General features: G+C 41.8%; 21 protein-coding genes and 2 pseudogenes. 5 read left to right on the forward strand and 18 right to left on the reverse strand.

Annotated features, from left to right (window positions below):
- Positions 1 to 94 precede the first annotated feature (94 nt).
- Positions 95 to 343: a type II toxin-antitoxin system HicB family antitoxin gene (locus tag PN462_RS04215; RefSeq protein ID WP_272126730.1), complete on the reverse strand. Its 249-nt coding sequence runs from the start codon at positions 341 to 343 to the stop codon at positions 95 to 97.
- A 210-nt stretch (positions 344 to 553) separates the two neighbouring features.
- Here PN462_RS04215 and PN462_RS04220 point away from each other — a divergent pair, with 210 nt between their 5' ends.
- Positions 554 to 1126, forward strand: coding sequence for a COP23 domain-containing protein (locus PN462_RS04220; RefSeq protein WP_272126732.1), 573 nt, complete (start codon positions 554 to 556; stop codon positions 1124 to 1126).
- 4 nt (positions 1127 to 1130) lie between these two features.
- Here the strand turns inward: PN462_RS04220 and PN462_RS04225 are convergent, their stop codons facing one another.
- The 15 genes and pseudogenes from PN462_RS04225 to PN462_RS04285 form a co-directional block, all read right to left on the reverse strand.
- The gene (locus tag PN462_RS04225) at positions 1131 to 2942 is read right to left on the reverse strand and encodes a tetratricopeptide repeat protein (protein WP_272126733.1); all 1812 of its coding nucleotides are present in this window, start codon (positions 2940 to 2942) and stop codon (positions 1131 to 1133) included.
- A 108-nt stretch (positions 2943 to 3050) separates the two neighbouring features.
- Positions 3051 to 3686: pseudogene (locus tag PN462_RS04230) on the reverse strand (cobaltochelatase subunit CobN); the annotation flags it as partial.
- Between the two features lie 292 nt (positions 3687 to 3978).
- Positions 3979 to 4230, reverse strand: a complete 252-nt coding sequence (locus PN462_RS04235; protein WP_272126735.1) for a hypothetical protein — start codon at positions 4228 to 4230, stop codon at positions 3979 to 3981.
- Positions 4231 to 4308: 78 nt separating this feature from the next.
- Positions 4309 to 4734 (reverse strand): ATP-binding protein, encoded by a 426-nt coding sequence (locus tag PN462_RS04240; RefSeq protein ID WP_272126736.1) that lies wholly within the window; start codon positions 4732 to 4734, stop codon positions 4309 to 4311.
- Positions 4722 to 6188 carry a PP2C family protein-serine/threonine phosphatase gene (locus PN462_RS04245; protein WP_272126737.1) on the reverse strand — a complete coding sequence of 489 codons (1467 nt, stop codon included), beginning with the start codon at positions 6186 to 6188 and terminating at the stop codon, positions 4722 to 4724. Before PN462_RS04245 ends, PN462_RS04240 begins: the two co-directional genes overlap by 13 nt.
- A 21-nt stretch (positions 6189 to 6209) precedes the next feature.
- Complete coding sequence (locus PN462_RS04250) at positions 6210 to 6542, reverse strand: anti-sigma factor antagonist (RefSeq protein ID WP_272126738.1); 333 nt, start codon at positions 6540 to 6542, stop codon at positions 6210 to 6212.
- 119 nt (positions 6543 to 6661) lie between these two features.
- A complete protein-coding gene (gene thrB, locus PN462_RS04255; RefSeq protein WP_272126739.1) occupies positions 6662 to 7621 on the reverse strand; it encodes a homoserine kinase in 960 nt (319 codons plus the stop codon).
- Between the two features lie 293 nt (positions 7622 to 7914).
- Positions 7915 to 9048, reverse strand: a complete 1134-nt coding sequence (locus tag PN462_RS04260; protein WP_272126740.1) for an SGNH/GDSL hydrolase family protein — start codon at positions 9046 to 9048, stop codon at positions 7915 to 7917.
- Between the two features lie 61 nt (positions 9049 to 9109).
- Entirely contained in the window at positions 9110 to 9262 is a 153-nt protein-coding gene (locus tag PN462_RS23370; protein ID WP_443029059.1) for a DUF5989 family protein, read from the reverse strand.
- Complete coding sequence (locus PN462_RS04265) at positions 9262 to 9666, reverse strand: SxtJ family membrane protein (RefSeq protein WP_272126741.1); 405 nt, start codon at positions 9664 to 9666, stop codon at positions 9262 to 9264. The genes PN462_RS23370 and PN462_RS04265 overlap by 1 nt, the downstream gene beginning before the upstream one ends.
- Positions 9667 to 9947: 281 nt before the next feature.
- A complete protein-coding gene (locus tag PN462_RS04270) occupies positions 9948 to 11786 on the reverse strand; it encodes a carbamoyltransferase family protein (RefSeq protein ID WP_272126743.1) in 1839 nt (612 codons plus the stop codon).
- Between the two features lie 445 nt (positions 11787 to 12231).
- A pseudogene (locus PN462_RS23375) lies at positions 12232 to 12372 on the reverse strand (carbamoyltransferase N-terminal domain-containing protein); the annotation flags it as partial.
- Between the two features lie 376 nt (positions 12373 to 12748).
- Complete coding sequence (locus PN462_RS04275) at positions 12749 to 13786, reverse strand: hypothetical protein (protein WP_272126744.1); 1038 nt, start codon at positions 13784 to 13786, stop codon at positions 12749 to 12751.
- Positions 13773 to 15389 (reverse strand): hypothetical protein, encoded by a 1617-nt coding sequence (locus PN462_RS04280; protein ID WP_272126746.1) that lies wholly within the window; start codon positions 15387 to 15389, stop codon positions 13773 to 13775. Before PN462_RS04280 ends, PN462_RS04275 begins: the two co-directional genes overlap by 14 nt.
- Positions 15382 to 16602, reverse strand: coding sequence for an AAA family ATPase (locus PN462_RS04285; protein WP_272126747.1), 1221 nt, complete (start codon positions 16600 to 16602; stop codon positions 15382 to 15384). Before PN462_RS04285 ends, PN462_RS04280 begins: the two co-directional genes overlap by 8 nt.
- A gap of 55 nt (positions 16603 to 16657) precedes the next feature.
- On the opposite strand from PN462_RS04285, the gene PN462_RS04290 reads away from it, so the two are divergent.
- From PN462_RS04290 to PN462_RS04300, 3 genes are all read left to right on the forward strand, one after another.
- The gene (locus PN462_RS04290) at positions 16658 to 17110 is read left to right on the forward strand and encodes a hypothetical protein (protein ID WP_272126748.1); all 453 of its coding nucleotides are present in this window, start codon (positions 16658 to 16660) and stop codon (positions 17108 to 17110) included.
- A gap of 164 nt (positions 17111 to 17274) precedes the next feature.
- Positions 17275 to 18369, forward strand: a complete 1095-nt coding sequence (locus tag PN462_RS04295) for a tetratricopeptide repeat protein (RefSeq protein ID WP_272126749.1) — start codon at positions 17275 to 17277, stop codon at positions 18367 to 18369.
- A 32-nt stretch (positions 18370 to 18401) separates the two neighbouring features.
- Positions 18402 to 19112 carry a dienelactone hydrolase family protein gene (locus tag PN462_RS04300; RefSeq protein WP_272126750.1) on the forward strand — a complete coding sequence of 237 codons (711 nt, stop codon included), beginning with the start codon at positions 18402 to 18404 and terminating at the stop codon, positions 19110 to 19112.
- A 124-nt stretch (positions 19113 to 19236) separates the two neighbouring features.
- On the opposite strand, the gene PN462_RS04305 is transcribed toward PN462_RS04300, so the two are convergent.
- A complete protein-coding gene (locus PN462_RS04305; protein WP_272126751.1) occupies positions 19237 to 20502 on the reverse strand; it encodes an O-antigen ligase family protein in 1266 nt (421 codons plus the stop codon).
- Positions 20503 to 20602: 100 nt separating this feature from the next.
- The gene (locus PN462_RS04310; RefSeq protein ID WP_272126752.1) at positions 20603 to 21442 is read right to left on the reverse strand and encodes a YaaW family protein; all 840 of its coding nucleotides are present in this window, start codon (positions 21440 to 21442) and stop codon (positions 20603 to 20605) included.
- Between the two features lie 80 nt (positions 21443 to 21522).
- On the opposite strand from PN462_RS04310, the gene PN462_RS04315 reads away from it, so the two are divergent.
- Positions 21523 to 23184 carry a sensor histidine kinase gene (locus tag PN462_RS04315; protein WP_272126753.1) on the forward strand — a complete coding sequence of 554 codons (1662 nt, stop codon included), beginning with the start codon at positions 21523 to 21525 and terminating at the stop codon, positions 23182 to 23184.
- Positions 23185 to 23370: the final 186 nt, after the last annotated feature.

The raw sequence follows: 23370 nt of genomic DNA on the forward strand, positions 1-23370 counted from the left end.
TAGGATTATATGAAAACGGCGAGTAATGATGTGCATTGTTACATAATGACATTTTGATCTATCAAGAATGTGTAGATTCGAGATTGTAGTAAAATTAGTAATTTTTGGAAGGGAGAGGGATTGTTTTTTCGTTACTACAATAAACGGTTTCAATCCATAATTCTCTGGCTTCGTTAATATTGTCTAATGCCTCCTCTAAGGTATCCCCTTGGGTGATACATCCCGGTAAATCGGGAATTGTGACGGTATATCCCCCATCTGCTACGGGATAGAGCGATATGGGATATTTTAGAGATAAATAGTATTCTAAGGGTTGATGGTCAGGATTTTGACTCGGTTTCATAAGACCTATTCCTGTAGGGTGCGTTGGGTGGGGAAAAACGTTCAAATATCACTTAACGGTAAGTTCCACCCAACGCACCATCTGATTATAGAATACAATGTGGTGCGGTGCATTCAACGGTCGATACTCTCTATTCTTGCCCTCAATTTAACATCTGTACAGTAGCACATCCCAAAAAAATTGATTACTATTAAAGAGTAAGTAGATTATATGGGCAATTCTGCCATGACATCGGATAGCAAAATTAACCTTACTAATATAATGATAACAGCAGTTATCGGTTTGTTGAGTCTAGGGTATGCAGTCTATAGTAATTACGAGAAAACATTGGTGTCTCAAAACAGTTATTTTTACTGTGAGTCTCAGGCTGTTCCAGAAAAAGGTGGGGCTGTGTGGACTATAATGTATCGAGCTGATAAAAATGTTCGTCCTAAACCTTGGCTAAGGATGGTTCGACAAATGGGAGAAGAATGGAATACGTTAAAACGATGTCAAGAAATTGCTGACCGTATAGAGCAATTTCGCCAAGATGGTTTGATTGAGTTTGCCTATCGCAAGGATGAGGCAACAGATGCAACAGGACAATATGTATTGTGTGCAAAAACTCGCCTTAGTGGCGATAGTTGTCCTATTCTTCTCACCTTGATGCCAGATGATAACCCATATCAAATGTTGCGAGAAGTAGCAGGTGCATTAATGCCTGGCAGTTCACCAAGTTACCAAGGTTCAGGAGAAATTGCTCTTGAAAAATCTGTAGTCATCAACTTAGAAGATCAACTATAATAAATTATTCTTGTAATTTTTCCAATACAAGTTGCTTGTTCTCTTGAGCTAGTTGATAATCTGGGTTAAGTTCAAGAGCTTTATTGATGTGTTTGAGAGCCTCTTCATAATTACCGAGCTTGTATAATGCAGCTCCTTTATTAGACCAAACTATTTCATTTGTGGGATTCAAGTCTATGGCTTTATTCCAATCTTGAATTGCCTCTTCATATTTTTCTAGCTTGAAAAATACAAGACCTCGACTGTTAAAAGTATTAGCTCGATTCTCTTGTAGAGTTTTTGGGCTATCTGATGATATTGATCTATCTAAGGGATTATCTAGTTTTAAGCTTTTATTACATGAATTAAGAGCTTCATCTAATCTATTTAATTTCCATAAGAGATAACAGTGAGCCCCCCACGCATCGCTATATGTAGGATTGATTTCGATTGCTTTATCAAACAGTTGGAGAGCCTCTTCATACTGTTCTAATTTTTGGAAATCTAAACCATTACCATACCAACACAAAAAGTAATCTGACTTTATACTGATAGCTTCTTCGCAGGCTTGAATGGCTTGGTGATATTTTCCTAGTCCTGATAGTGCGTTAGATTGGCAATGCCAAGAATCATATTTATCAGGTTTGATAGAAACGGCTTTTTGACAAGCCTTTAAAGCTTCCTGATATCGATCTAAATGTAATAAAGCAACACCTTTGTTATGCCATACTATGGGATGATTGTCATTAACATTTATGGCTTTCTCAGTTACCAATAAAGATTCTTCATATTTTTCTAAATCTATCAGAACATCACCTATACCCCATAATGCTTGGAAATGGTTTGGAGCGAGATCCAGAACTTTTTCATAAGCAATAATTGCCTTTTCATACTTCTCAATTTTTGCTAAGACTATACCTTTCTGCATCCATGCTTCAATGTAATTAGGTTTAAGCTCAATGGCTTTGTTGTATGCTAACAGAGCATCTTCATATTTTTCTAAATTTTGAAACCGCTTTCCTTCAAGCAAAGCGGTTTTGTGAGAACTTTTCGGTAATCCAGAGATTGGAGCTCCTTGAATTTTCTCTGATTTTTTTTTCGTATAAAGATTAATCGGAATTGACCATTTAAAATGATCATTTTGTGCTAAATTCCGATTGGCACTGTTCATTTGCTCCGACTGCAATTGCCTTTGTTCTTGAGAGAAACTACTTTGGTTACTTTGATTCAAAGTAATTAATTCCCGATCAGTTTTTCCATGTACTGCAACAACTTTTCCAGCTTGGTTTAAGACAGGTGAACCACTCATACCTCCTGCGGTTGTTCCGTCATATGAAATTGCATAACCTTGAGCTAAGGGCGGATGTACAATTTGAGTAATTCTGACAGGTGTAAATTGTTTAATGAGTTGAACTTCCCCCGCACGAACTGGATATCCCGATAAATAAACTTCTTCTCCACGTTCCAGTTTGTCAGAGTTACCTAATTTCAATGCCGGATAAGAACAACCTTCCTCAATTGAAGTAAATTCAACGACAGCTAAATCAACTGATGGTAAAGAATAAATTTTTTCAGCTATCCACAATTCATTATCATCAGTAGTAATTTGTATTGCTTGACTTGATCCAATAACATGAGCGTTGGTAAGAACAGAGCAAACTTCTTTTGACCCAGAAACAAGAAATCCAGTTCCATGACCTTCTTGATTTGCATAAGTAATTAAAACTGTACTTTTTTCAACGCTGCTGGCAATTTCATCTGAAGATAGTTTACGAGTACAGCTATTTAAAGGAATAAGCAAAAAGCTAGCTAGGACTAACCACCGCCAATGAATCATAACCCTATCATTAAAATACTTCTACTTCTAGCATAACAAAACTAATTTTAAACGAAAGAGAGATACATATGTATCTCTCTTCTCTCTTCCGATTAGCTTGGATTCTTGCTACTCAACGCCTTCAATGCGGTCTTCGACCTCCATGTATAACTCGCGGAGACGGTCCAAATTCTCCTCAGAAGTCTCCCAGTAACCGCGGCCATTCACCTCCAACAACGTACTCACCATCTTGCGGAACGAATTGGGGTTCATGTCCATTAAGCGTTTGCACATTTCCTCATCTTTGATGAAGGTGTCGTTGGTATCTTCATAAACCCAGTTGTCCACAGCACCCGCAGTGGCAGACCAACCCATAGTATTCACCAAACGCTTGGATAACTCCCGAACCCCTTCGTAGCCGTGACTCAGCATCCCTTCGTACCATTTCGGGTTTAACATTTTCGTGCGGGCATCGAGACGCACGGTTTCTGATAAGGTGCGGACTTGGGCATTCGCTGTGGTGGTGTCGGCAATGTAGGAGGCGGGTTGTTTGCCATCCTTGCGTAACTTGGACACAACCTTGGTGGGGTCTGAGTCGAAGTAGTGGGAAACGTCCGTTAAGCTGATTTCCGAGGAATCTAAGTTCTGGAATGTAACATCAGCAGTGGATAAAGACGACTCAAAAATATCGCGGTTAGTGTCCATGACTCCTGGGTTATCGGAGTTAAACGAGAAAGATTTACGGTTTAAATACATATCCTCAAGATGATTAGACTCAATAATCTTGAAGTTACTTTTATTATCAAACTTTAAGCTCCGCCAAATCTCTTCCCTTAATAAAACTTTATAGATTGAACCAATTGAGTCAGGACAATTTTGGTGAATAAGCTCGGCATCTTTTTCTCTAGCTTGGGCAACACTAAGCCATTCTTGGGGCTGATTTGGACTCATTAATTCTATGGTTTGAGTTTAAGGAATCTTGAGGAAATTTTGAGGCGGTTGAACAGGGTTCGGAAAAAAATTAAGGGCTTTTACTGAAGTGATTTTACGGAATTTCTTACTTTTGACAATAGCGATCGCGCACAATTTTTGTCATCACTTTCACTTGTTCTCGTTCCCCATCTACAAAACGAGAGGTGGGAATCAATACCGTCTGTTTACACACCCGTTGGGCTGCACCGACCCCGGTATAACTCCAAGCATAAACCGCCGGAGCAGTAGATTGGCTGGCGCGAACGGGCGTAACCATTAACACGGTAAATAAGGTCATTGTGGCAATTAAAACCATAAAAACAAGACGCTGAAGCATTTCCGAAACCCTCCCATCAAACTGGTATCTGTGTGAAACAACCCTATTGTTAAGATACCCAAAAATTTAATAAATCCGTCAGGGGGTGGGCCGGTACATGGTGAAGATGCTACGGTTGCGATCGCGCAAACACTGATACTGAAAATCATCCACACTATTTAACGCCAAATACACCCCTAACCCTCCCATCGGGCGTTTTTCAAGGGGTAAATTAACCATTTTCGCTTCGGCCTCGTGAACGGATTGGGGATCGTAACTTCTCCCCGTATCCTCAATCAAAATCGTCAGAGACTGGGGATTCAGTCGCGCTTGTAAAACAATATTGCCCTCTAACCCGGCCTCTTGATAACCGTGGAGAATAATATTCGTCGTCATCTCATCCACGGCCAACCGTAACCGATAGGCCGACTCCCGATCCAACCCCGCTTGTTCCGTCACAGTTTTAATATACTGGGCGACTTCCTGCAACGCCGACCACCGCCCCGCCACGGTTAACCCTTCCATTCCCCTTCCCCTTCGTTACGACGAACCGCAATCATCGTCATATCATCGAACTGATCGGCACCCCCGGTATAAGTTCCCACTTCCGTCGCAATGTGCTGGAGTAAGTCTTGCACCGAAGGAAAAGGCGAACATAAGGCTTCTAGGAGACGCGCTTTGCCGAAAAACTTACCATCAGCATTTCGCGCTTCCGTCACCCCATCGGTAAACCCTAACAAAAAATCTCCCTGCTCCAATTGCACCTGCCCCACTTGATAAGTTAAATGGGGGATAATGCCCAAGGCCGGAGCAGTGGCGGTGAGTTCTGCCTTAACTTGTCCGGTGCGATCGCAGAGCAACAGGGCTTCATGTCCACTATTAATATAGGTTAAATTCCCCGTCGTAGGGTCTAACACCCCAAAAAACAAAGTGGCAAACATCCCCAAATCCCCATGATTAATAGCAATGTAATCATTGGTTAAGCGAATGGCTCGCAAGGCATTGAGATGCACCGAATAATAACCCTCAACATCCAAATGATCTTGATCCGTCTCCCCTAAAAATTGATGAATCAGTTGAGTTTGAAAATTCAACCCCTCTAAATTAGTCTGTCCCGAAAAAATACGAATTAGACTCCGAAACAACCCCATAAACAAAGCCGCCCCCACCCCTTTATCACAGACATCAGCAATAATGAAGCCAATTTGATTCGAGGATAACTCAAACACATCATAAAAATCTCCCGCCACTCGCCGGGCCGGTTGAAAAAACGTAGCAATCTCCCAACCGAGGCGTTGAGGGACTTGGGTGGGGAGAAAATGAACTTGAATTTCTTGGCCTTTCTCTAATTCCTCATTAAGCGTTTGAGAATAGGAGCGCAACCGACTATAAAGTTGAGCATTTTCCACCACAATACTCATTTGATCGGCTAACGCTCGGATTAACTCAACAGACTCTTGCCCAAAGTGGAAGGCTTGGGGATGAAGTAGCGTTAAAATCCCTAAAATTTCCGTTCCTTTCAAGAGAGGAACACATAAAACCGAGCGTGCCGTATAGAGTTGATCCGGTAATTGTAGCCAACGATCATCTAATTCAGTATCGGCAATTAAGCCAATTTGTTTATGTTGTACCACCCATCCCGCTAACCCTTTATCAATGACCTGACTATAGAGACGAAATTCTTCTTGATTCTCGGTAATTTGGCGACTGAGAATGGCATCTTCCACCCGCCCTGTAGAGTCAATCAAAAATAAACTGCCTCGGTCCGCTTGGGTCATTTCCACGGCCAAAGTGAGGGTTTGTTGGAGAAAATGCCGTAATACCCTTTCTTGCGTCGGGGCCCGGGCTAAAGCAACAAACCCTTTCAGCAACTTTTGTTGCGCTTCAAAGACTTTTTTATCGGTGGTCAGTTGCGCAACTTGCTCCTGGAGTTGCGCAATTTCGGCTAATAGTTGTTTTTCCCGCGACTCTTGAATCATGTTCCTTCCCATGATTGGGGGTTAACGGAGTACCTGTAACCCAGATTCTAGGGTGTCACAGGTGGTAAAAAAATTGAGAAATCCAGTGATTGCCATGGTTCTACGAATTTCATCGGCCAGTCCGACGAGGACTAAGCTACTGGCTTTATTATTGGTTTGGCGATAAAGGGAGAGCAACATTCTCAACCCCGCACTCGACATATAAGAAACCTGGGTTAAGTTCAGCAAAATTTTACTCTCTGGAATGGCTAAGGGTAAAACTTTTTGCTGGACTTGGGGGGCGGTATTGGCATCAATTTCCCCGGTTAAAGTAATCACCTGTATTTCTCCAACGGTATTAATTTCAATGTCCATGCTGGCATTTATGTCACTGAATTATGTCGGCCTTATAGACATTTATTCTCGCAAAGGGAGTTCCCTCTTGGGTGCTATTCCTTTTAATTTTGGCATAGATTAATAGGAGAATAGTGTTTTTAGCGGGTTCGACGGCGAGAGACCATTTCCCGCCGACTTCTTGCTCCTTGTTTGTCGAGATGAAGGGGGCGGACTTGGGTGGTGATCCCTTCGGCTGTCCAGGCTTCTTGCATGGCGTTGGCCACTTCTTGAGCAATATTATATTTGGCGATCGCCAGTAATGTCGGCCCAGCCCCACTGATCACCAGTTCACACGCACCCGCTTCTAAGGCCGCCAGTCGCACCATTTGATAGCCGGGGATTAACAGTTGGCGATAGGGTTGATGAATTTTGTCTTGGAGGGCGAGGCTTAATTGCCGGGTGTCTCCGGTTTCTAAGGCTTTGACGAGGAGAGCTAACCGGGAGGCGTTGAAAATTGCGTCACTGCGGCTTACCTCTGGGGGTAACACAGAGCGAGCTTGGGCAGTCGAGAGGGTAAAGTTGGGGACGGCTACAATGGGAACAAGACTCTGATGCCAAGGAATTTCGCAAATTTGCCATTCTTCTCTCTGGGGTTGCGGGTTGGCGACGGCCAGACGACACCCTCCCAGTAAGGCGGGGACAATATTATCGGGATGGCCTTCAATGGCGATCGCAAGTTGTAAAATTTCTTGAGTATTTAACGGAGTCCCGGCCAGTTGGTTCGCCCCCAACAGTCCCCCAATAATGGCCGTGGCCGAACTCCCTAACCCCCGTTCTAGGGGAATACTCATCTGAATCTTGATTTCGACCGAAGGCGGAGTTTGTTCTAACTGCTCATACAAGTAGCAAAAGGATTGATAGACGAGGTTATCCTCATCTTTACTCACTTTAGCCCCTTGAGACCCCGGAACGTGAATTTTGAATCCTTCTGGGATAGGTTCTTCCGAGCAGACAAATTCAAATTGATTATAAATGCTTAATGCTGCCCCAATACAATCAAATCCTGGGCCAAGATTAGCGGTGGTTGCCGGAACAATAACAGAAGAAATTAATGGCATTCAACTTGTTAAAAGAAAAAATACAACTTAGTCGGTGATTGGAATAAAAGTTAACGATATAAAGGAAGCAAGAATGGGATTAACGGTGCTTGAAAACGAGTTATTTGGTTTAGAGTAAGCCCTAAGCTGGCTTATGCCAAGCCCAATTTCAACCCCGACAATATTTGATAATCCCGAAGGTTTGAGACTCTCATCAGTTTCTTAACCCGTTAAAAACCGATTTAACCGTGGGTTTAACCCCAAAATTTATTTTATCATATACGATTCCCTGTGTCTTATTTTAAATCAAGAAATTAAAACCCCTTTCTCGTCTCCAGAAAATTTTGCCAAGACGGAAGGTTTTGGATTTTTTGGTAAACCTGTTGACTCACTAACCGAGCTTCCGCTTCTTGATAATGTCCCCCTTGATAGTTTTCCCCCTCTTGGTTTCTGGCCAAAAAAAAGGGACGAGTGTTTAAATACGCAACCTTTTCCTCTTGTACAAATTGTTTAAATACCTTTTCGCCATAACTGATATGATCAGGAGTTTCAACCTCTTGAAAACTCGCCAAATAAGTTAATAAAAATGCTGCATTATTCTCTTTAGTAATGCGTTGCATGGCTCGGAAAACTTTACTCGCTAACTGATAACTCACTTCTTGACAAGAGATTTTTAAATTACTAATCACATTATCGAGTTTTAAAATCGGGATATCATACCAAACCAATTCATTTTTAATTTCTTTATAGGTTTGCTCTAATCCTTTGATGGGGACATTAGTAATTTTTAACTGTCCATTTTGAATCTTTAATTTAGGTTTCTTATAATCTCGAAAATCAAAACGCATCCGAAAGATATCATCGGAAATAAAGGCCACAATCACTAAATCTGGTGGATATTGTTGAAGCGTTTCTTTTAGTGTAATATAAATTTGATCTAACCCATAACCGGACACCCCTAAATTAATCACATTTAGACGAGAATCCAAATTTTCGAGTAAGGTTGGCCAGACAAAGCTATCATCAGTATCCAATCCAAACGTATAGGAATTACCAACAATTAAAACCGTATATTGATCCGGGTTAGGTTGATAATCTTCTAAATCTCGTTGGCCTTGGGAATTTGTGGTATATTGGTTTCCATTAATCTTCACCGAAAGATTAGCTTGGGGAGTCCAACCACGACTGGGGTGGGGACGGTGTAAACTGTCATCCTTAATGAGACCTTTTCCTGCTTCATAACGCTGTACAAACCGCCATTTCCACCATCCTGAGTCACAAGCAGCATTCTCATAAGTCTCCCGGTTGGAAATATTATAAAGATGTTCTAATCCTTCATACTGATGGAGAAATTTGAGTTGCACCACTTGGAAAACCGTTTCTAGTATTCCTAATGTAATTAGCGTAATAATGCTATAGGTTTGTAGCGATTTACGAAACGATTTCACTGCTGGTTTCAAGGAATAATGAACAGTATCCGGGAGAAGGGAGAAAAGAGGCTAAACTTACTTAGAAAAGCGTGTAAATGAAGGGTGCGATCGCAGACCCTTGAGTAAAAATAATCAACCCTCCCAACAATACCAAACTAATAATCAACGGAGCAAGCCAGTATTTTTTTCGTTCTCGAAGAAAAGCCCACAAATCCTGTATTAATTCCCACATTAAAACGGTTTCTCCATACTTTTCTGCGTCCGTAGCTGACTGGTGACACGATAACTCTCTAACTGTCGCTCAAAAGTCCGTGAGAGGGGGTCTCGTCCGATGAGACGCATCACCAAGGCCATGGGAGTCACCATCAAAAAGAAAATTATACCCAAAATGAGGCGCGTATTGAGCCAAGCCAGCACCGTAGCAACCTTTATCCAGACTACAGCAACAGGTTTAAAGGTTTTAGGGACAATCAGAGCCAACCCCCAGAATACCGCACCAAGAATCCAGGGGACAAGGGGAAACCCGTGGCCCCATATCCAAGGAAGCAACACCCCAAACAACAGAGGGATAACACTCCCCAGCAGCATACCAAATTGACGGAGTTCTTTTTTGCTTTGCGGAATTGCGATCGCCATATCCCTCTATAATCACACTTCCCTTAAAATAGCAAACTCTGAACCTCCCTAGCTCACAGAATCCGGAATTTCATATCCCTTACCCAATTCTAACTCCAATAACGCCGCTTCTCACCCCAACGCGCTACGATAAGGCCGATGAGAGCTAATCGCTAACCGATGGTTTATTGATGCCCTCCAAATGAATTAGGCCGACAAACAAGGCAGCCTATTACACACCGTAAAACACCATTGTGAGGTTTTTGTGAGGGTTTTGTGATGCCCACACCCCGTAAAATCAGTCAATCTAACTCAAACTCCTCCTGCCACCCCTGATCCTTGTCCCACTGGGGTTGTGCCGACTTCGCCAACAGAAAATTCTCCAACACCAAATAATCCATCTCCGTCCGCATAAAACAGCGATAAGCATCCTCTGGAGTACAGACAATCGGTTCTCCCCGCACATTAAACGACGTATTCACCAACACCCCGCACCCCGTTTTCTGCTCAAACGTGCGAATTAGCTCATAATAACGGGGATTCGTCTCCCAATGAACCGTTTGCACCCGTGCCGAATAGTCCACATGAGTCACCGCAGGAATCTCCGAGCGAGGCACTTTTAACTTGTCAATGCCAAATAACTCCTGTTGCTCCTTCGTCATCGGTTTTCGTAACCTATTCTGCACCCAGGCCACCAACAGCATATAAGGACTCTTGCGGTCAATTTGAAAATAATCGGCCACCCGTTCAGCTAATACCGAAGGAGCAAAAGGCCGAAACGACTCTCGATATTTAATTTTTAAATTCATCACCGACTGCATTTCCGAGTTACGGGGGTCCCCAATAATCGAGCGATTCCCCAACGCACGGGGTCCAAACTCCATGCGGCCTTGAAACCACCCCACCACCTTTCCCTCCGCCAAAATTTCCGCCAACTTAGGCATTAACTCCTCATCCGGCAATTCCCTATAATCGGCCTGTACATCCCGTAAATACTCCTCAATCTCCCCTGCTGTAAACTTCGGCCCCAAATAGGCCCCCTGCATCGTGTCTTCTCTTTCCGTCATGCGGGGATGGCCACAATACTGATACCACACCGATAAAGCCGCCCCTAACGCCCCTCCTGCGTCCCCTGCGGCGGGTTGAATCCAAATATCTTGAAAATTCCCCTCCCGCACCAAACGTCCGTTAGCGACGCAATTCAACGCCACTCCACCCGCTAAACAAAGATGATCTACTCCTAATTCCCGATAAGTCGTCTTGGCCAACCGTAAAACAATTTCCTCTGTCACCTGTTGAACAGAGGCCGCAATATCCATCTCCCGTTGCGTAATTTGGCTTTCTCTTGACCGGGGTTTCCCCCCAAATAAGCGATGAAATTTATCATTGGTCATGGTGAGACCAGTAGCATAGTTAAAGTAGTCCATGTTTAATCGAAATGTGCCATCATCCTTTAAATCAATGAGATAATCAAGAATGTGCTGAACATATTTCGGTTCACCGTAGGGAGCAAGGCCCATAAGTTTATATTCCCCAGAGTTCACCTTAAACCCGGTGTAATAGGTAAAGGCCGAGTAGAGCATTCCGAGGGAGTGGGGGAAGTCCAGTTCCCAGATAGGGGTAATTTGGTTATCTTGGCCTATCCAGAGGGAGGTGGTGGCCCATTCCCCTACCGCATCGAGACATAAGATGGCGGCCTTTTGGAAAGGACTGGGAAAGAAGGCCGAGGCCGCGTGAGACTGGTGGTGTTCGTTGAAGAGGAGGGGAGGGAGTTGTTTCACTTTGCAGTCTGCAAGTTTAGCCAGTTCTTTTTTGAGGACAGTTTTCAGGTAGAGTTTCTCCTGTAACCAGACAGACATGGCGGCCACAAAGGAACGAAACCCTTTCGGAGCGTAGGCCAAATAGGTTTCTAAGAGCCGTTCAAAGGTGATAAAGGGTTTTTCGTAGAAGACAATATAATCAAGGTCTTGGAGGCGAATTTTGTCCTCGTTGAGGCAATATTGAATAGCATGATAGGGGAAGCGAGAATCATGTTTTTTGCGCGAGAAGCGTTCTTCTTGGGCGGCTGCGAAGATTTGTCCATCTTGCACAAGGGCGGCGGCACTATCATGGTAGTAAGCAGAAATACCAAGGATGTTCATAAATTGGGGAAGGGGGAATGGGTGATAGTTCTTAATTTTAGATTATGTTGAGAAACCGGGTTTCTCTCAAGATTGAAGTATTTTCAACAAGATTGACCACAGAACCCCGGTTTCTTGCTCTCTGGCAATACTCTGGAGGTTGAGAAACCGGGTTTCTCTCAAGATTGAAGTATTTTCAGCAAAATTGACCACAGAAACCCGGTTTCTTGCTCTCTGGCAATACTCTAGGGGGTGAGAAACCGGGTTTCTCTCAAGATTGAAGTATTTTCAGCAAAATTGACCACAGAACCCCGGTTTCTTGCTCTCACTTTGCTCTCAATTGGGAACAATTGTTAAATTTGGAAGGAAAACAAAACTTATATCTAACCGATTGCAAACTCTGTCAATACCTGTTGCATCCATTGACGATATTGGTTTAGTCGTTCCATGTTACAATTTCCTCCCTCAGTTTATACTCCCCAGAGTTCACCTTAAACTCAGAGTAATAGGTAAAGGCCGAGTAGAGCATTCTGAGGAAGTGGGAAAAGTCTAGTTCTCAGATAGGGGTAATTTGGTTATCTTGGTCTATCCAGAGGGAAGTTGTGGCCTATTCATCCAAGCATAAGATGATAACCTTCCTCTCATTTCCATTCCCTTCTCCTCACCGCAACCTCCCCCTCTCGTTTTATGAAGTTTTGTAACAGGTTGCGTAATTTTGCCCCAGTTTTTCTGAGTGCTAGATAGGGGGATGTCTTCCCCCAGTCAATCCTGTTAAGAGACGATAAACGATGCTGCCGTTTCCTTTGATTCTGTGCTAAAAGGGATCAAGATCGTTCGATAGGATTGACCCTGTACAGCAAATTTTTCTAATATAGCCATCTCAAATAGGCTATGAACACCAGATCGCTGTGTCTCACCCATAGCAACAATTGAAAATCAAAGTGTTCATGTCCTATCTAATATCGCTATATATAAGTAATTAATTAAAGTAAATTTGTTATGTGTAGTTGACCATCAAGAAACTTAAATTCCGCAACCTTTCTAGTTTTGAAATTTTCTCTAAATTCAACAAAACTATTATAAACTCGGCTATCATCTCCATTTTCAATAAAAATTGTAAATGGAACTTTTCCTTTTTTTTCACGATCACGATAAAAATTGACTGAAACAGTATGTTTTCCTTGAGGAATTTTATCCCAAGTTATATTTTCTTGAGGATTACTTACAAGAGGTGTAGTTGCATTAGCATCAACATCTAATTTACCAATACTTTCGTGATACTCAACAGTTGTATTTTTATAATTAATCACGCCTCCTTCAGTATGAATTTCTAAGTCTAAATCATCAGTTGTATTCCAAGATAAATTTACACGGAATTGTCCAGAATTTCCTTGTATTTTTTGCCGACTTAGATTGACCAGTCTATCTACATCGGCTTTGATTTCAGATTTTCGAGTTGGAGAGGCAGAAAGATATTCTCGATGTTTTACTGCTACTAATTCATCAATTAGTTGATTTCTTCTATCTTCAGGAGTTTTTACTACTTTTAATGTTTCTATTGGCTTTGAAATATTAGTCCTCAGTTCTTTTATAAATTTTATAACTTCTTGTAAATCAATATAGATTATATATAAAATAGGAGATTGTCCTAGCTTTAATTCTCCATATTTAATTCCCTTATATTCTTTAAAATTAGCTAAATCTTGATCAAAAGAAATTGCATATCTTGGTTTAAAGTTTATTTTCCCGTCACTATCTTTATTGATTTCTTGTATTAATTCTTTATAAAGATAGGTTTGTATATAACTTACCTTAAAATCTAAGAATTCGATTTCTGTTTTAATTTTATCTGTATCTAATGCTTCATAAGAATTAATTCCTCCTTTATCTTGAAAAAACAGTCTAAGTTTTGGTTCAATCAGTTTTTGATTTACTGTTTGGCGAACTTGAGCATTAAGTGATATGATAGGATTAAAAGCACTTATAACATTATTGGGTGAATCATATTTAATCATAGTCATTTTGCTGTATATAAAAGTCTTGAAGTATTTTAAAATTCACTTTAATGATTTTAATTTTGCTGTCATTAACGTAAGTATTATTTACTCTCTGTGGTTCTTGAAAATTTAACGGATCACTAGAAAAATATGGAATCCAAAATTCACTCTCCGTTTTGATCCTATCCCAATTTTTTTGTACTGTCCATTCATAGATTAATTGTTTGTGTATGTCTTCTTTTACTTTGTTTATTCCATTTGAATCAATATAGTTTGGTGAATACCTTTCATAGTCCAAAACCCGCATATACTTATAATCAATAATTTTAATACACTGATGTAATATATTCAGTTCTTGCTGTAAAAATTTTTTAAATTTTTCTAAATCGCTATGAGACATATATCGAGGTCGGAGAGATCCCTGAACCTGAATTTGACTGCTACGCTTTGAAAGTTCTAGGTATTTTTTCCAAATTGCTGGACAATCCTTTTGTAATGTAGGAATGTCTAATAACTTTACTAGAAAAATTTGTCCTTCTTGGGGTAAGTTGGATGGTTCAACTTGACACCAATTTTCTAGATCATCTTTGTTCTCTTTTAATACTAGATCAGGACGTAAGTACCGTACCTTTGTAAAATTATTTAATTTTAGTTTAAATGGATTAATCGAATATTCATTATTTATTGGTTTTAAACATCCATTAACATCTGCAAAAAATACACATTTTCTATATTCCGGTTTATTCAATACATAGGTTTGACACATATCTTCCCATATATCGTAGAAACTGCTGAACCCCCAGTAAATGCCTTTATTATCTTCTTGCCGTTCTCCGTATAAAAATGCTTCTACTGCTTCAAAAAAATGCCAATAGTCTTCATCTTTATAAGCTGTCTTAATATCAATATTTTCTAGAGTTTCCTTTAAAATATCTACAGTTTCTAAAAATGTATCTTCGCCAAATAGACTACTGTTAGGCTGTAAGTGTTGGTCTTTAAACTCTCTGGCAAGCTCTATAGCTCTATCAGATACATCTTCTAATTCGTCCAACTCTTTTTTTATTTCAGTATAGATAAAACAAAAAATTTGCAAAATGGGAGGACTCCCTTGTACTAAAACTTTTTTAGCTATATTCATTTCGTCAATATAGATTACATCATCATCAAGATAGATTGCTTGGTGCATATAATGGTGAATTTTAGAATAGTCGATTTCGTTACTTTTCTTTTGTTTCTGTTCTAAAGATACAATTCTTAGCTCATCATAGCCTTCTAGTATTTTATCTAAAGAGTTTATTTTTCCATAAAAAACTATCTGATCATTATTTTCATTGATAAAGCTAAAACCATTACTATTTTCAATTATTCCATCTCGATCAATAGATCTGTTTTGACTATCTATATATTTTTGTTTTCTTTGTATGTAAACTTTGAAAGTTCGATACATTTTGAAGAAAAACTCTTTAACTAAGTTAAAGTTTGTATCCTCAAAATCATCAAATCCTAATGGAAGCCAAAACTCTAGACGGCCAGTATCTGAATTTCTCTGAAGGCCGACAAATGAATAAGTACGATAACCACGTTGTCGATCAGTTTTTATAAAATCTATTTCATTGATATCAAACATCTACAGTATTATAATCCATTATTTTTTTTACAAACTTTATGACTAATTCTTTTTGGGTGAACTGACCAAAGGTAACTAAATCTCTTTCATCCACTTGCAAAAGTTCAATTAAAGGTTTTCGATTATTGCGAAACACGCTATCCCATATAAAAAACATTAATTTATTTTTTATATGTTCTTCTGTAATAATTTCTTCATTGATAAAAAAATAACCAATCTGTTTATCTTCAATTTTTCTAACTGTCTTATAATTGCTTAGAATGAACTTGTTTAAATTATCAACAAAATTATTCCATTCGTAAGTATCTTCGTAAGTAACGTCATCAATGTTGTAAAGCCTTATTTTGCGATCAGATACTACATTTCTTTGGTTATCATCTTGGATATTAACAAACTCCCAATCCCAACGGCGTTTAAAAGCACTATCCATGAAATAAATTGAGTTGTCGGATGTATTCATAGTTGCTAAAATAGAAAAGTTGGGAGGTATTTTTATTTTACCTTGCTCAAGATTTATTTTATTATTGTTTTCAGATTCATCATAATCAGAAATAAAGTTTAGGTATTTATTATATTCTGTTTGTTCTATATTTTTGCCTTTATATTCATACTTTTTTGTATCCTTTCTAGGATATGTAGTTAAGCCTATTTGTTTTAACAAACTTTGTTTCTCTAAATCTGAAAGCAGGATTGTATATTCAGACCAACCAGTGTTATCTCTATCAAGAAGCTGAAAAACACTGCCAAAAATTGCTGCTGAATTACCTCTATTGAGTTCGTCTATTACTAAAACAACATTTTCAGGTTTTGGTTTGTTAATTAAATTATATCGTTGTTCAAGTTCTTGTTTTTGAATTGTCGTAAATTTATCTTGTCTAGTTTCATCAATTTCCTTCTTGTATTTACTGAGTGTGTTTTTTTTCTTGTCTTCATAGTCTAACTGGCTGCTAATGATATTTTCGTAAGCTTTTCCAAGTGCTTTTAAAAAATGGCCTGGATAGTATTTATATGAGACTTTTTCCTCTTCATCAGTGAAGGGCATTAACTTACCCATAAAATCACCATATGTATATTCTGGGTGAAATATAGTTGGAACAATATTGTAATCGTCAGTTATACCTAACTTTTGAGGAATAATTTTATACATTAATCTATGACTTTTTCCTGTTCCGGGACTTCCGAAAAGAATTTTTTGAATAGGTCGGCTAGACATGATCGATCTAATTTTACATTAAGCTACTGAATGTTCCTCTTAAAAGTATAGCAGTGTGACAACAGATAGTGAAATCCCCCGCTTCCAACAACACGCCAACCACTGGACAGAAACCCTCCTAAACACCGAAAAACCAGAACTCGCCACTGCCCAACGCTTCGCCACTCCCTACTTTAAAGACGACATCACCCCCGAACGAGTCCAACGCATTATAGAAATTTCCCCCATTGATAACACCCTCTCCCCGGAAAAAGCCAACCAAAAACGCCTAAAAGCAGAAGTTGAACTACAAATGAGTGGCATGAAACCCCAACTCACCCAACAATGGAAACATCGCCAACTCGCCCTCGCGGAATACCTCGACACCCTCAGCGAACTCTCAGCGCGACTCGACGGCCTCCTCTCCTTCGCCCACCTCTGCGAACAACAAGGGGTGAACAGTAGCCATGACCTCCTCTCTAGTGCGGATGCGAAACCCGGCCTCTATCTCCTCCCTGCCAATGGCTAAACTGGAGGGTGAGAAACCGGGTTTCTATGGTCAATCTTGTTAAAAATACTTCAATCTTGAGAGAAACCCGGTTTCTGGCTCTCACTTACTTCTCAATTTGCTCTGAATTAGAAACAATATTCCCTAAACACCCCTATAAATATAGAGTAGGTGTTCATGGGGTCATGACTATGCTTGAATCAGTGGCGAAAGCCGTCCAAGAAAAAGACTATAAGACTGCTGCTAAGTACCTGAAACCGTTACTCAAAACAGAGGCGAAAAACCCTTGGGTGCGGTTTTATGCGGCAAGAGTGCAAGAAGGTTTAGGGAAACTCGATGCGGCGGAAAAGCTGTATTTAAAACTGTTACCTAATATGACCAATCCTAAACTCATTTCGCAAATTCGCCAAGGCATTGCCCGCATTGAAGCAGTCTATCGAGATCAACGACAGGAGAATATTGAAAGCGCGATCGCAACCCCAGAAGGACAAGAAGATGCTATCCTCATCCTCGAAGCCGTCTCCCCAGAAAATAAAAAAGAAGCCGCCCAAGCCTTTGCTAAAATAATGCAAATCGACCCTTATACAGCCCGTTTACAACTTCCTAGTCAGGGGTGGCGGTTTTATCGGACGGGTAAACTAGGAGAATTAAACTACTACGTCTCTACCCTCAACGATGTAAATATTCCCAGTTTTACCTTTGCCCTAGAGAATATTCGCCAAATACAGGTCTTCAACGTCAATTATATCCAGAACATTAACTCCCAAGTTAACGTCCGTTGTACGAACGCAGAAGGGCAACAGGGGACGTTTCAGTTTCAATGGTCCGACGTGAGTCAAAACGTCTTAGGCCGTCTCCCCCTCTTTGAGTCCGTCGTCACCGTCGATGCGAGACACCAACTCACCCGCAAAACCCAAAAACAGGATGATGTCCCCTTCTGTGATCTCCACCTGCCCCGTCAAAAATATATCTTACGGTTCTGCGATCGCAACTACAACTTTCAAAAAGGCATCACCCTCACCCCCCGCAACAGCAACCCCGACTACGAAACCGACAGCAAAAACTGGCATCATCTCCTAAACTTCCTCAACCACAACCTCCCCAACCTCCCCACCTGGTCAGACTTTAACAGCTTTGCCGACTCCATCCTCGACTTCCGAGAATTACTAGGGGGGTTAGAATCCTATATTGACCTAGAACGTCGTCAACCGAGTTTGTGGGACCCAGCCTTTCAACTGTATAGCGTTTTAGTATTTGGGCGAAATCACCCCTTGCTCTAAACTACCTAGAAGTGGATGTTTTTACTCACAGAATGAGCCAAGAAATTACAATTCAAGCGTCCGATGGTGGCAGTTTTCAAGCCTATCTCGCCACCCCTAACACCGATCTTGCCCCCGGTGTCGTCATGATTCAAGAAATTTTCGGTGTCAATGAAACCATGCGGGGGTTAGCCGATGGGTATGCTGCCGCCGGATATTTAGCCATTGTCCCCGACCTCTTTTGGCGACAAGAAGCAGGGATACAACTCAATGATCAACAACCAGCAGACTGGAAACAGGCATTTGAACTCTATCAGGGGTTTGACGAAGACAAGGGAACAGAAGATTTAATCGCCACATTACACACCCTCCGTCTGATGGAGAATTGTCTTGGCCGTGTGGGGACTGTCGGCTTTTGTTTAGGAGGCAAATTAGCCTATCTCATGGCCACCCGGTCCGATGCAGACTGTAATGTAGGCTATTACGGAGTAGGCATTGAGAAAAACTTAGAAGAAGCGGCCAACATTACCCAGCCTACCCTATTACACATCGCCGAAGAAGACGAATATGTGCCAAAAGAAGCCCAAACCCAGATAAAAAGCCAATTACAAGACCATGATTTTGTCACCCTATACTCCTATGCCGGAGTCAACCACGGGTTTGCCCGTCCTGGGGGAGACACTTATTCCCAAAATGCCGCAGCCGCAGCCAATTTAAGAACCCTAGAATTCTTTAAAGAACATATTGGAGGGGGGATTTTTTAATTTTTGGTTGTTGGTTATTGGTTGTTGGTTGTTGGTTGTTGGTTGTTGGTTATTGGTTATTGGTTGTTGGTTCAATGACTGATTAGTGATTAGTGATTAGTGATTAGTGATTACTGATTACTGTTTACTGTTTACTGTTTACTGAAGACACCCCTACAATTGCACTCCATAATAGCCAACCTAACGTTGAAATGCGTAAATCAAAGGTCGAGACATCGAGGAGATTAAACAACAAACAGGCCACAAACGCCACAATATAAGTAAATAGAATAGTGCGATCTTGTTTCTCCCACTGTCCTAACAGTAACATTCCTTGGGCTAACCCCCAACCAATAATCCCACTCAACCAAAGCGTCGCCGGGATGCCCATTTCTGCCGCCAGCATAATATATAAATTGTGGGGATGGGCCAACCAAAACCCCGTTGCCGCTTCGTATAACGGAGTAAAATGACGAAACCCCCACCCCAACCACGGTTTCTCTTGAATGAGTTGCCAGCAAAACTCCCATTGGGTTATACGGAGTTTTGGACTAGGGGGAGGAGTGTACATTTCCCCGGAAAGGCGGCCCCAGAGGAAAAAGGGGACAATTTGCCGTAACGGTTGCCCTCCCAGAGAGGGGAAAAAGGAGGCCCAAGCGATAACCCCCACACAAGCGGAAATGCCTAAAACTAACAGTCGCCACCCCAGATACAACGCAAACACCAAACCTGCTAAAAATGCCAACCCCCAAGCGTTGCGAGACTGGGTTAATAGGAGTGAGACAGCATCCCCCACTACAATAACCCCTAACACCCCTAACCGCCATTTTGAGGGGGACTTACGGTGCAATTCCTCCACCCCCAACCCCAACCCCAACACCAATACCACCACTAAATATAACGCCAAGACATTGGCATACATAAACGCCGAAGCCATACGGCCTGGGGGGTTTCCTCCGGCTTCCAACTGCCATCCAGAGAGGGTATGCCATAATTCCCCACTACTCCACCCTAACCCCAACTGGCCCAACCCTAACACCACTATGATCAAAGAGGGTAAGAGTAAAATCCAGGCCAACCGTCGCAACTGTCGGGGGGTTTGAAGAAGCCAGCGAAAGGCCGCGGAGGCGATAAAATAGGGGACAAAATTCCCGGCCCCCAATAATGCTTCTTTGGGCAAGTCTGCTAAACTCGCACTGAGAATCATCAAAACCGCCAATCCCGCAAACGCCCAATTTAAGCGACTTTGCAACAATTCTCGTCCCGCTTTCCCCAAGGTAGCCAAAACCACAACACTGAGAAGAATGGCCCCGACTCCTGGAAAGAGATAAAAGAGAAAAAACCCCACTTGAAACCCATCCCACATCCAGAGGGTACAAGGATCATTGATTTTGCGAGATTTTTGAGTCACGGGAGATAAATTACTAGCAGTTAAACAGTATTCACTTGAGTTTTAACCCAGTTGATAACCTGAGAACTTAGTTGTTTGTTATTGATAAAACTGTCAACTGTCAACTATAACAATAGTCCATGCGGAGGAGGCGGATTTGAGCGATCGCCAATACAGTAGGAATAATACGACCATAGTTAGTTGCGATCGCACGCCAGCCAATATCGGCAAAAAAGGCCACCCATAACATCGGCCCCAATACCGCAAAAACCGTTTTCACGGCCCCCTGTCGGGCCGCAGCTAGGGCCATTCCCCGGGAGGCCATCTGCATAGTAACGCGATGTTGAATTTGTGCAGCCACCGCAGTTCCTCCTTTAACTAATGTCGTTTTAGCCACCTGATAAGTTGCATAATGGAGGGCAAATTGACGGGCAATATGTTGTAAAATTACCGACTTGAGGACAGCACTAATGGCAATCACCCCACTGCCCTTTAAAATAAACTGAATCGGGTTATGTTGGAGTTGAACAGGTAACGGTTCAGAGAAATTCGAGTCCGCTAAAGACTTCTGAACCCTGGCCGTCAGGGTTTTTCGTTCCGATGGGGGTAATTTTTTCCAGGCCCGGCCCAATAAATTTAAGAAAATCTCCGACTCAATTTCTACCGTCGTCATCTGTTGAGAATAGGGAATTTTCAGATAATGACAGATACGGGTTAACACTTGACGATAGGTGATCTCTTGACTATTCCCCCGTAACACCGTTACCCCGTCTGCGGCCAAAAAGCGAAACCGTTGTTCAAGTAACTCTAACTGAGTTTGGCGATCGCAGTTTTGAACCTCCACCACATCAGGAGTCTGCCAATAGTCTAAAGGATTCAACCTACGACAGAAGAGAATTTGTGTTAATTGTTGTAATTCTTCTTCTGTAGCGAGTTCTAGGGCTTCCCTCAATTCATCCAAGATTCAAACCCTCACTACACTGTCCAATTCAATGTTCTTATTTTAAGGCAAGAATGGGTCACTGACCCCCTAAACCCCCTATGAAACAACATCAATTTTGGCAAACATTAATTTTGTCTTCCCACTGGTGGGGGAGTCTGTTACTCGTTATCCTCGTTTTTTCCCTCTTAACCCTACAGGGATATTGGTTTGTCCCCATCATAGACTTTGCAGTAGCCATCTTACTGGGAATGCTACTCTATCAACTGCGTCAGGAGTTAGTAGCGAAAAATCAACGGTTACGGGAAACCAACGCTAGGTTAGATTTAGCCAATGATATGATTTTAGTCCGTGACCTCAAAGACCGGATCACCTATTGGAATCCTGCTTGTCAACGGGTGTATGGGTGGACGGCTTCCGAAGCGATAGGCCAGTCGGTCCACCAGTTATTACAAACCGAGTTTCCTGAACCTCTCGATGTTATTCAGTCCAACTTCCTCCGTCAAGGGGAATGGAGGGGGGAGTTAGTCCACCACACCAAAACCGGGGAAAAAATCACCGTGGCCTCTACTTGGAGTTTACACCGCAATGAGAAAGGCCAGGCCACCGCTAATTTAGAAATTAACAAAGATATCACCGCAGCTAAGGCCGCAGAAGTCGCATTGCGACATAGTGAAAAACTCTATCGGACCCTAGCAGAAAACTTCCCCAATGGGGCTGTCTTTCTCTTTGACTGGGATTATCGCTATACTGTGGCGGAGGGGTCAGAATTGCAAGGGATGGGGTTTTCTCTCCCGTTACAGGGGAAACCGATTGATCAAGTTTGGTCACAAACCGAGTTATTAGTCTTGGACCCTCTCTATCGCAATGCTTTAATGGGGAAAAATACTGTAACAGAGATGCAACGGGGAAACTCGGTTTATCGCGTCTATGCGTTACCTGTGAAGGATGAGGAGGGAAACGTCTTTGCGGGGATGGCAATGATGCAGAATATCACGGAGAGTAAACAAGCTGAGGAGAAATTGCGATCGCGGGCTGACCAACTCTCCACCACCACCCACAGTTTAGCCGAAACCACCGCCATTTTAGAAAAACGCAACCAAGAGTTAGACCAGTTTGCTTATATCGTCTCCCACGACTTAAAGGCCCCCCTCCGGGCCATTGCTAACCTCTCCACTTGGATAGAAGAAGACTTAGAAGACACCCTCACCGACGACACCCAACACCAAATGAACCTGTTACGGAGTCGGGTAAAACGCATGGAGGCATTAATCGACGGCTTATTACAATATTCTAGAGTCGGTCGCTTCAAACGTCAGGCCGAATCCGTCAATGTGGAACAATTATTACATGAAGTCATCGACTCCCTCGCCCCACCCCCCGAAATTCAGATCAAATTGGCCTCAGAACTCCCCATTTTACAAACGGAACGCTTACCATTATTTCAAGTCTTTGCCAATTTGATTAGTAATGCTATTAAACACCGTCATTCCCCCCAAGGAGAGGTTACAATTGAGGCAGTAAATCAGGGGGACTTTTATCAGTTTACCGTCGCCGATGATGGCTATGGCATTGATCCCGCTTATCACGAAAAAATCTTCGTCATGTTCCAAACCCTAGAACCCAGAGATAAAGTCGAAAACACCGGAGTGGGTCTAGCCATTGTCAAAAAAATCATCGAAGATCAACAGGGGTCTATTTGGGTCGAGTCTCAGGAAGGAAATGGAGCTAAATTCAGCTTCACTTGGGCAAAAGAGTCCTAAATTGATTCAGGCTTAGATATCTAGGGCAAAAAGGGAATTCAAGTTAACAGTAAATCGTTCTATAAATAATCGGATAGTTATCAAAGACCCTCCCAGAGAATGAGACACGAACCGTACAACCTTAAATTATAATCAGAAAGTGAAACGCCAGTTTATTACCGCCAATTTATAGCTTAATCCCCCTCT

Origin of the sequence: Spirulina sp. CS-785/01 (genome assembly GCF_028330525.1) — a bacterium.
Classification (GTDB): Bacteria; Cyanobacteriota; Cyanobacteriia; order Cyanobacteriales; family Spirulinaceae; genus JAQMSD01.

Coding starts and splice junctions, on each gene's coding strand:
- PN462_RS04275 (WP_272126744.1), bottom strand. CDS start 13,786: ATGACTATGATTAAATATGATTCACCCAATAATGTTATAAGTGCTTTT.
- PN462_RS04220 (WP_272126732.1), top strand. CDS start 554: ATGGGCAATTCTGCCATGACATCGGATAGCAAAATTAACCTTACTAAT.
- thrB (WP_272126739.1), bottom strand. CDS start 7,621: ATGCCATTAATTTCTTCTGTTATTGTTCCGGCAACCACCGCTAATCTT.
- PN462_RS04295 (WP_272126749.1), top strand. CDS start 17,275: ATGACTATGCTTGAATCAGTGGCGAAAGCCGTCCAAGAAAAAGACTAT.
- PN462_RS04225 (WP_272126733.1), bottom strand. CDS start 2,942: ATGATTCATTGGCGGTGGTTAGTCCTAGCTAGCTTTTTGCTTATTCCT.
- PN462_RS04240 (WP_272126736.1), bottom strand. CDS start 4,734: ATGGAAGGGTTAACCGTGGCGGGGCGGTGGTCGGCGTTGCAGGAAGTC.
- PN462_RS04215 (WP_272126730.1), bottom strand. CDS start 343: ATGAAACCGAGTCAAAATCCTGACCATCAACCCTTAGAATACTATTTA.
- PN462_RS04280 (WP_272126746.1), bottom strand. CDS start 15,389: ATGTTTGATATCAATGAAATAGATTTTATAAAAACTGATCGACAACGT.
- PN462_RS04235 (WP_272126735.1), bottom strand. CDS start 4,230: ATGCTTCAGCGTCTTGTTTTTATGGTTTTAATTGCCACAATGACCTTA.
- PN462_RS04315 (WP_272126753.1), top strand. CDS start 21,523: ATGAAACAACATCAATTTTGGCAAACATTAATTTTGTCTTCCCACTGG.
- PN462_RS04285 (WP_272126747.1), bottom strand. CDS start 16,602: ATGTCTAGCCGACCTATTCAAAAAATTCTTTTCGGAAGTCCCGGAACA.
- PN462_RS04250 (WP_272126738.1), bottom strand. CDS start 6,542: ATGGACATTGAAATTAATACCGTTGGAGAAATACAGGTGATTACTTTA.
- PN462_RS04300 (WP_272126750.1), top strand. CDS start 18,402: ATGAGCCAAGAAATTACAATTCAAGCGTCCGATGGTGGCAGTTTTCAA.
- PN462_RS23370 (WP_443029059.1), bottom strand. CDS start 9,262: ATGTGGGAATTAATACAGGATTTGTGGGCTTTTCTTCGAGAACGAAAA.
- PN462_RS04270 (WP_272126743.1), bottom strand. CDS start 11,786: ATGAACATCCTTGGTATTTCTGCTTACTACCATGATAGTGCCGCCGCC.
- PN462_RS04265 (WP_272126741.1), bottom strand. CDS start 9,666: ATGGCGATCGCAATTCCGCAAAGCAAAAAAGAACTCCGTCAATTTGGT.
- PN462_RS04245 (WP_272126737.1), bottom strand. CDS start 6,188: ATGATTCAAGAGTCGCGGGAAAAACAACTATTAGCCGAAATTGCGCAA.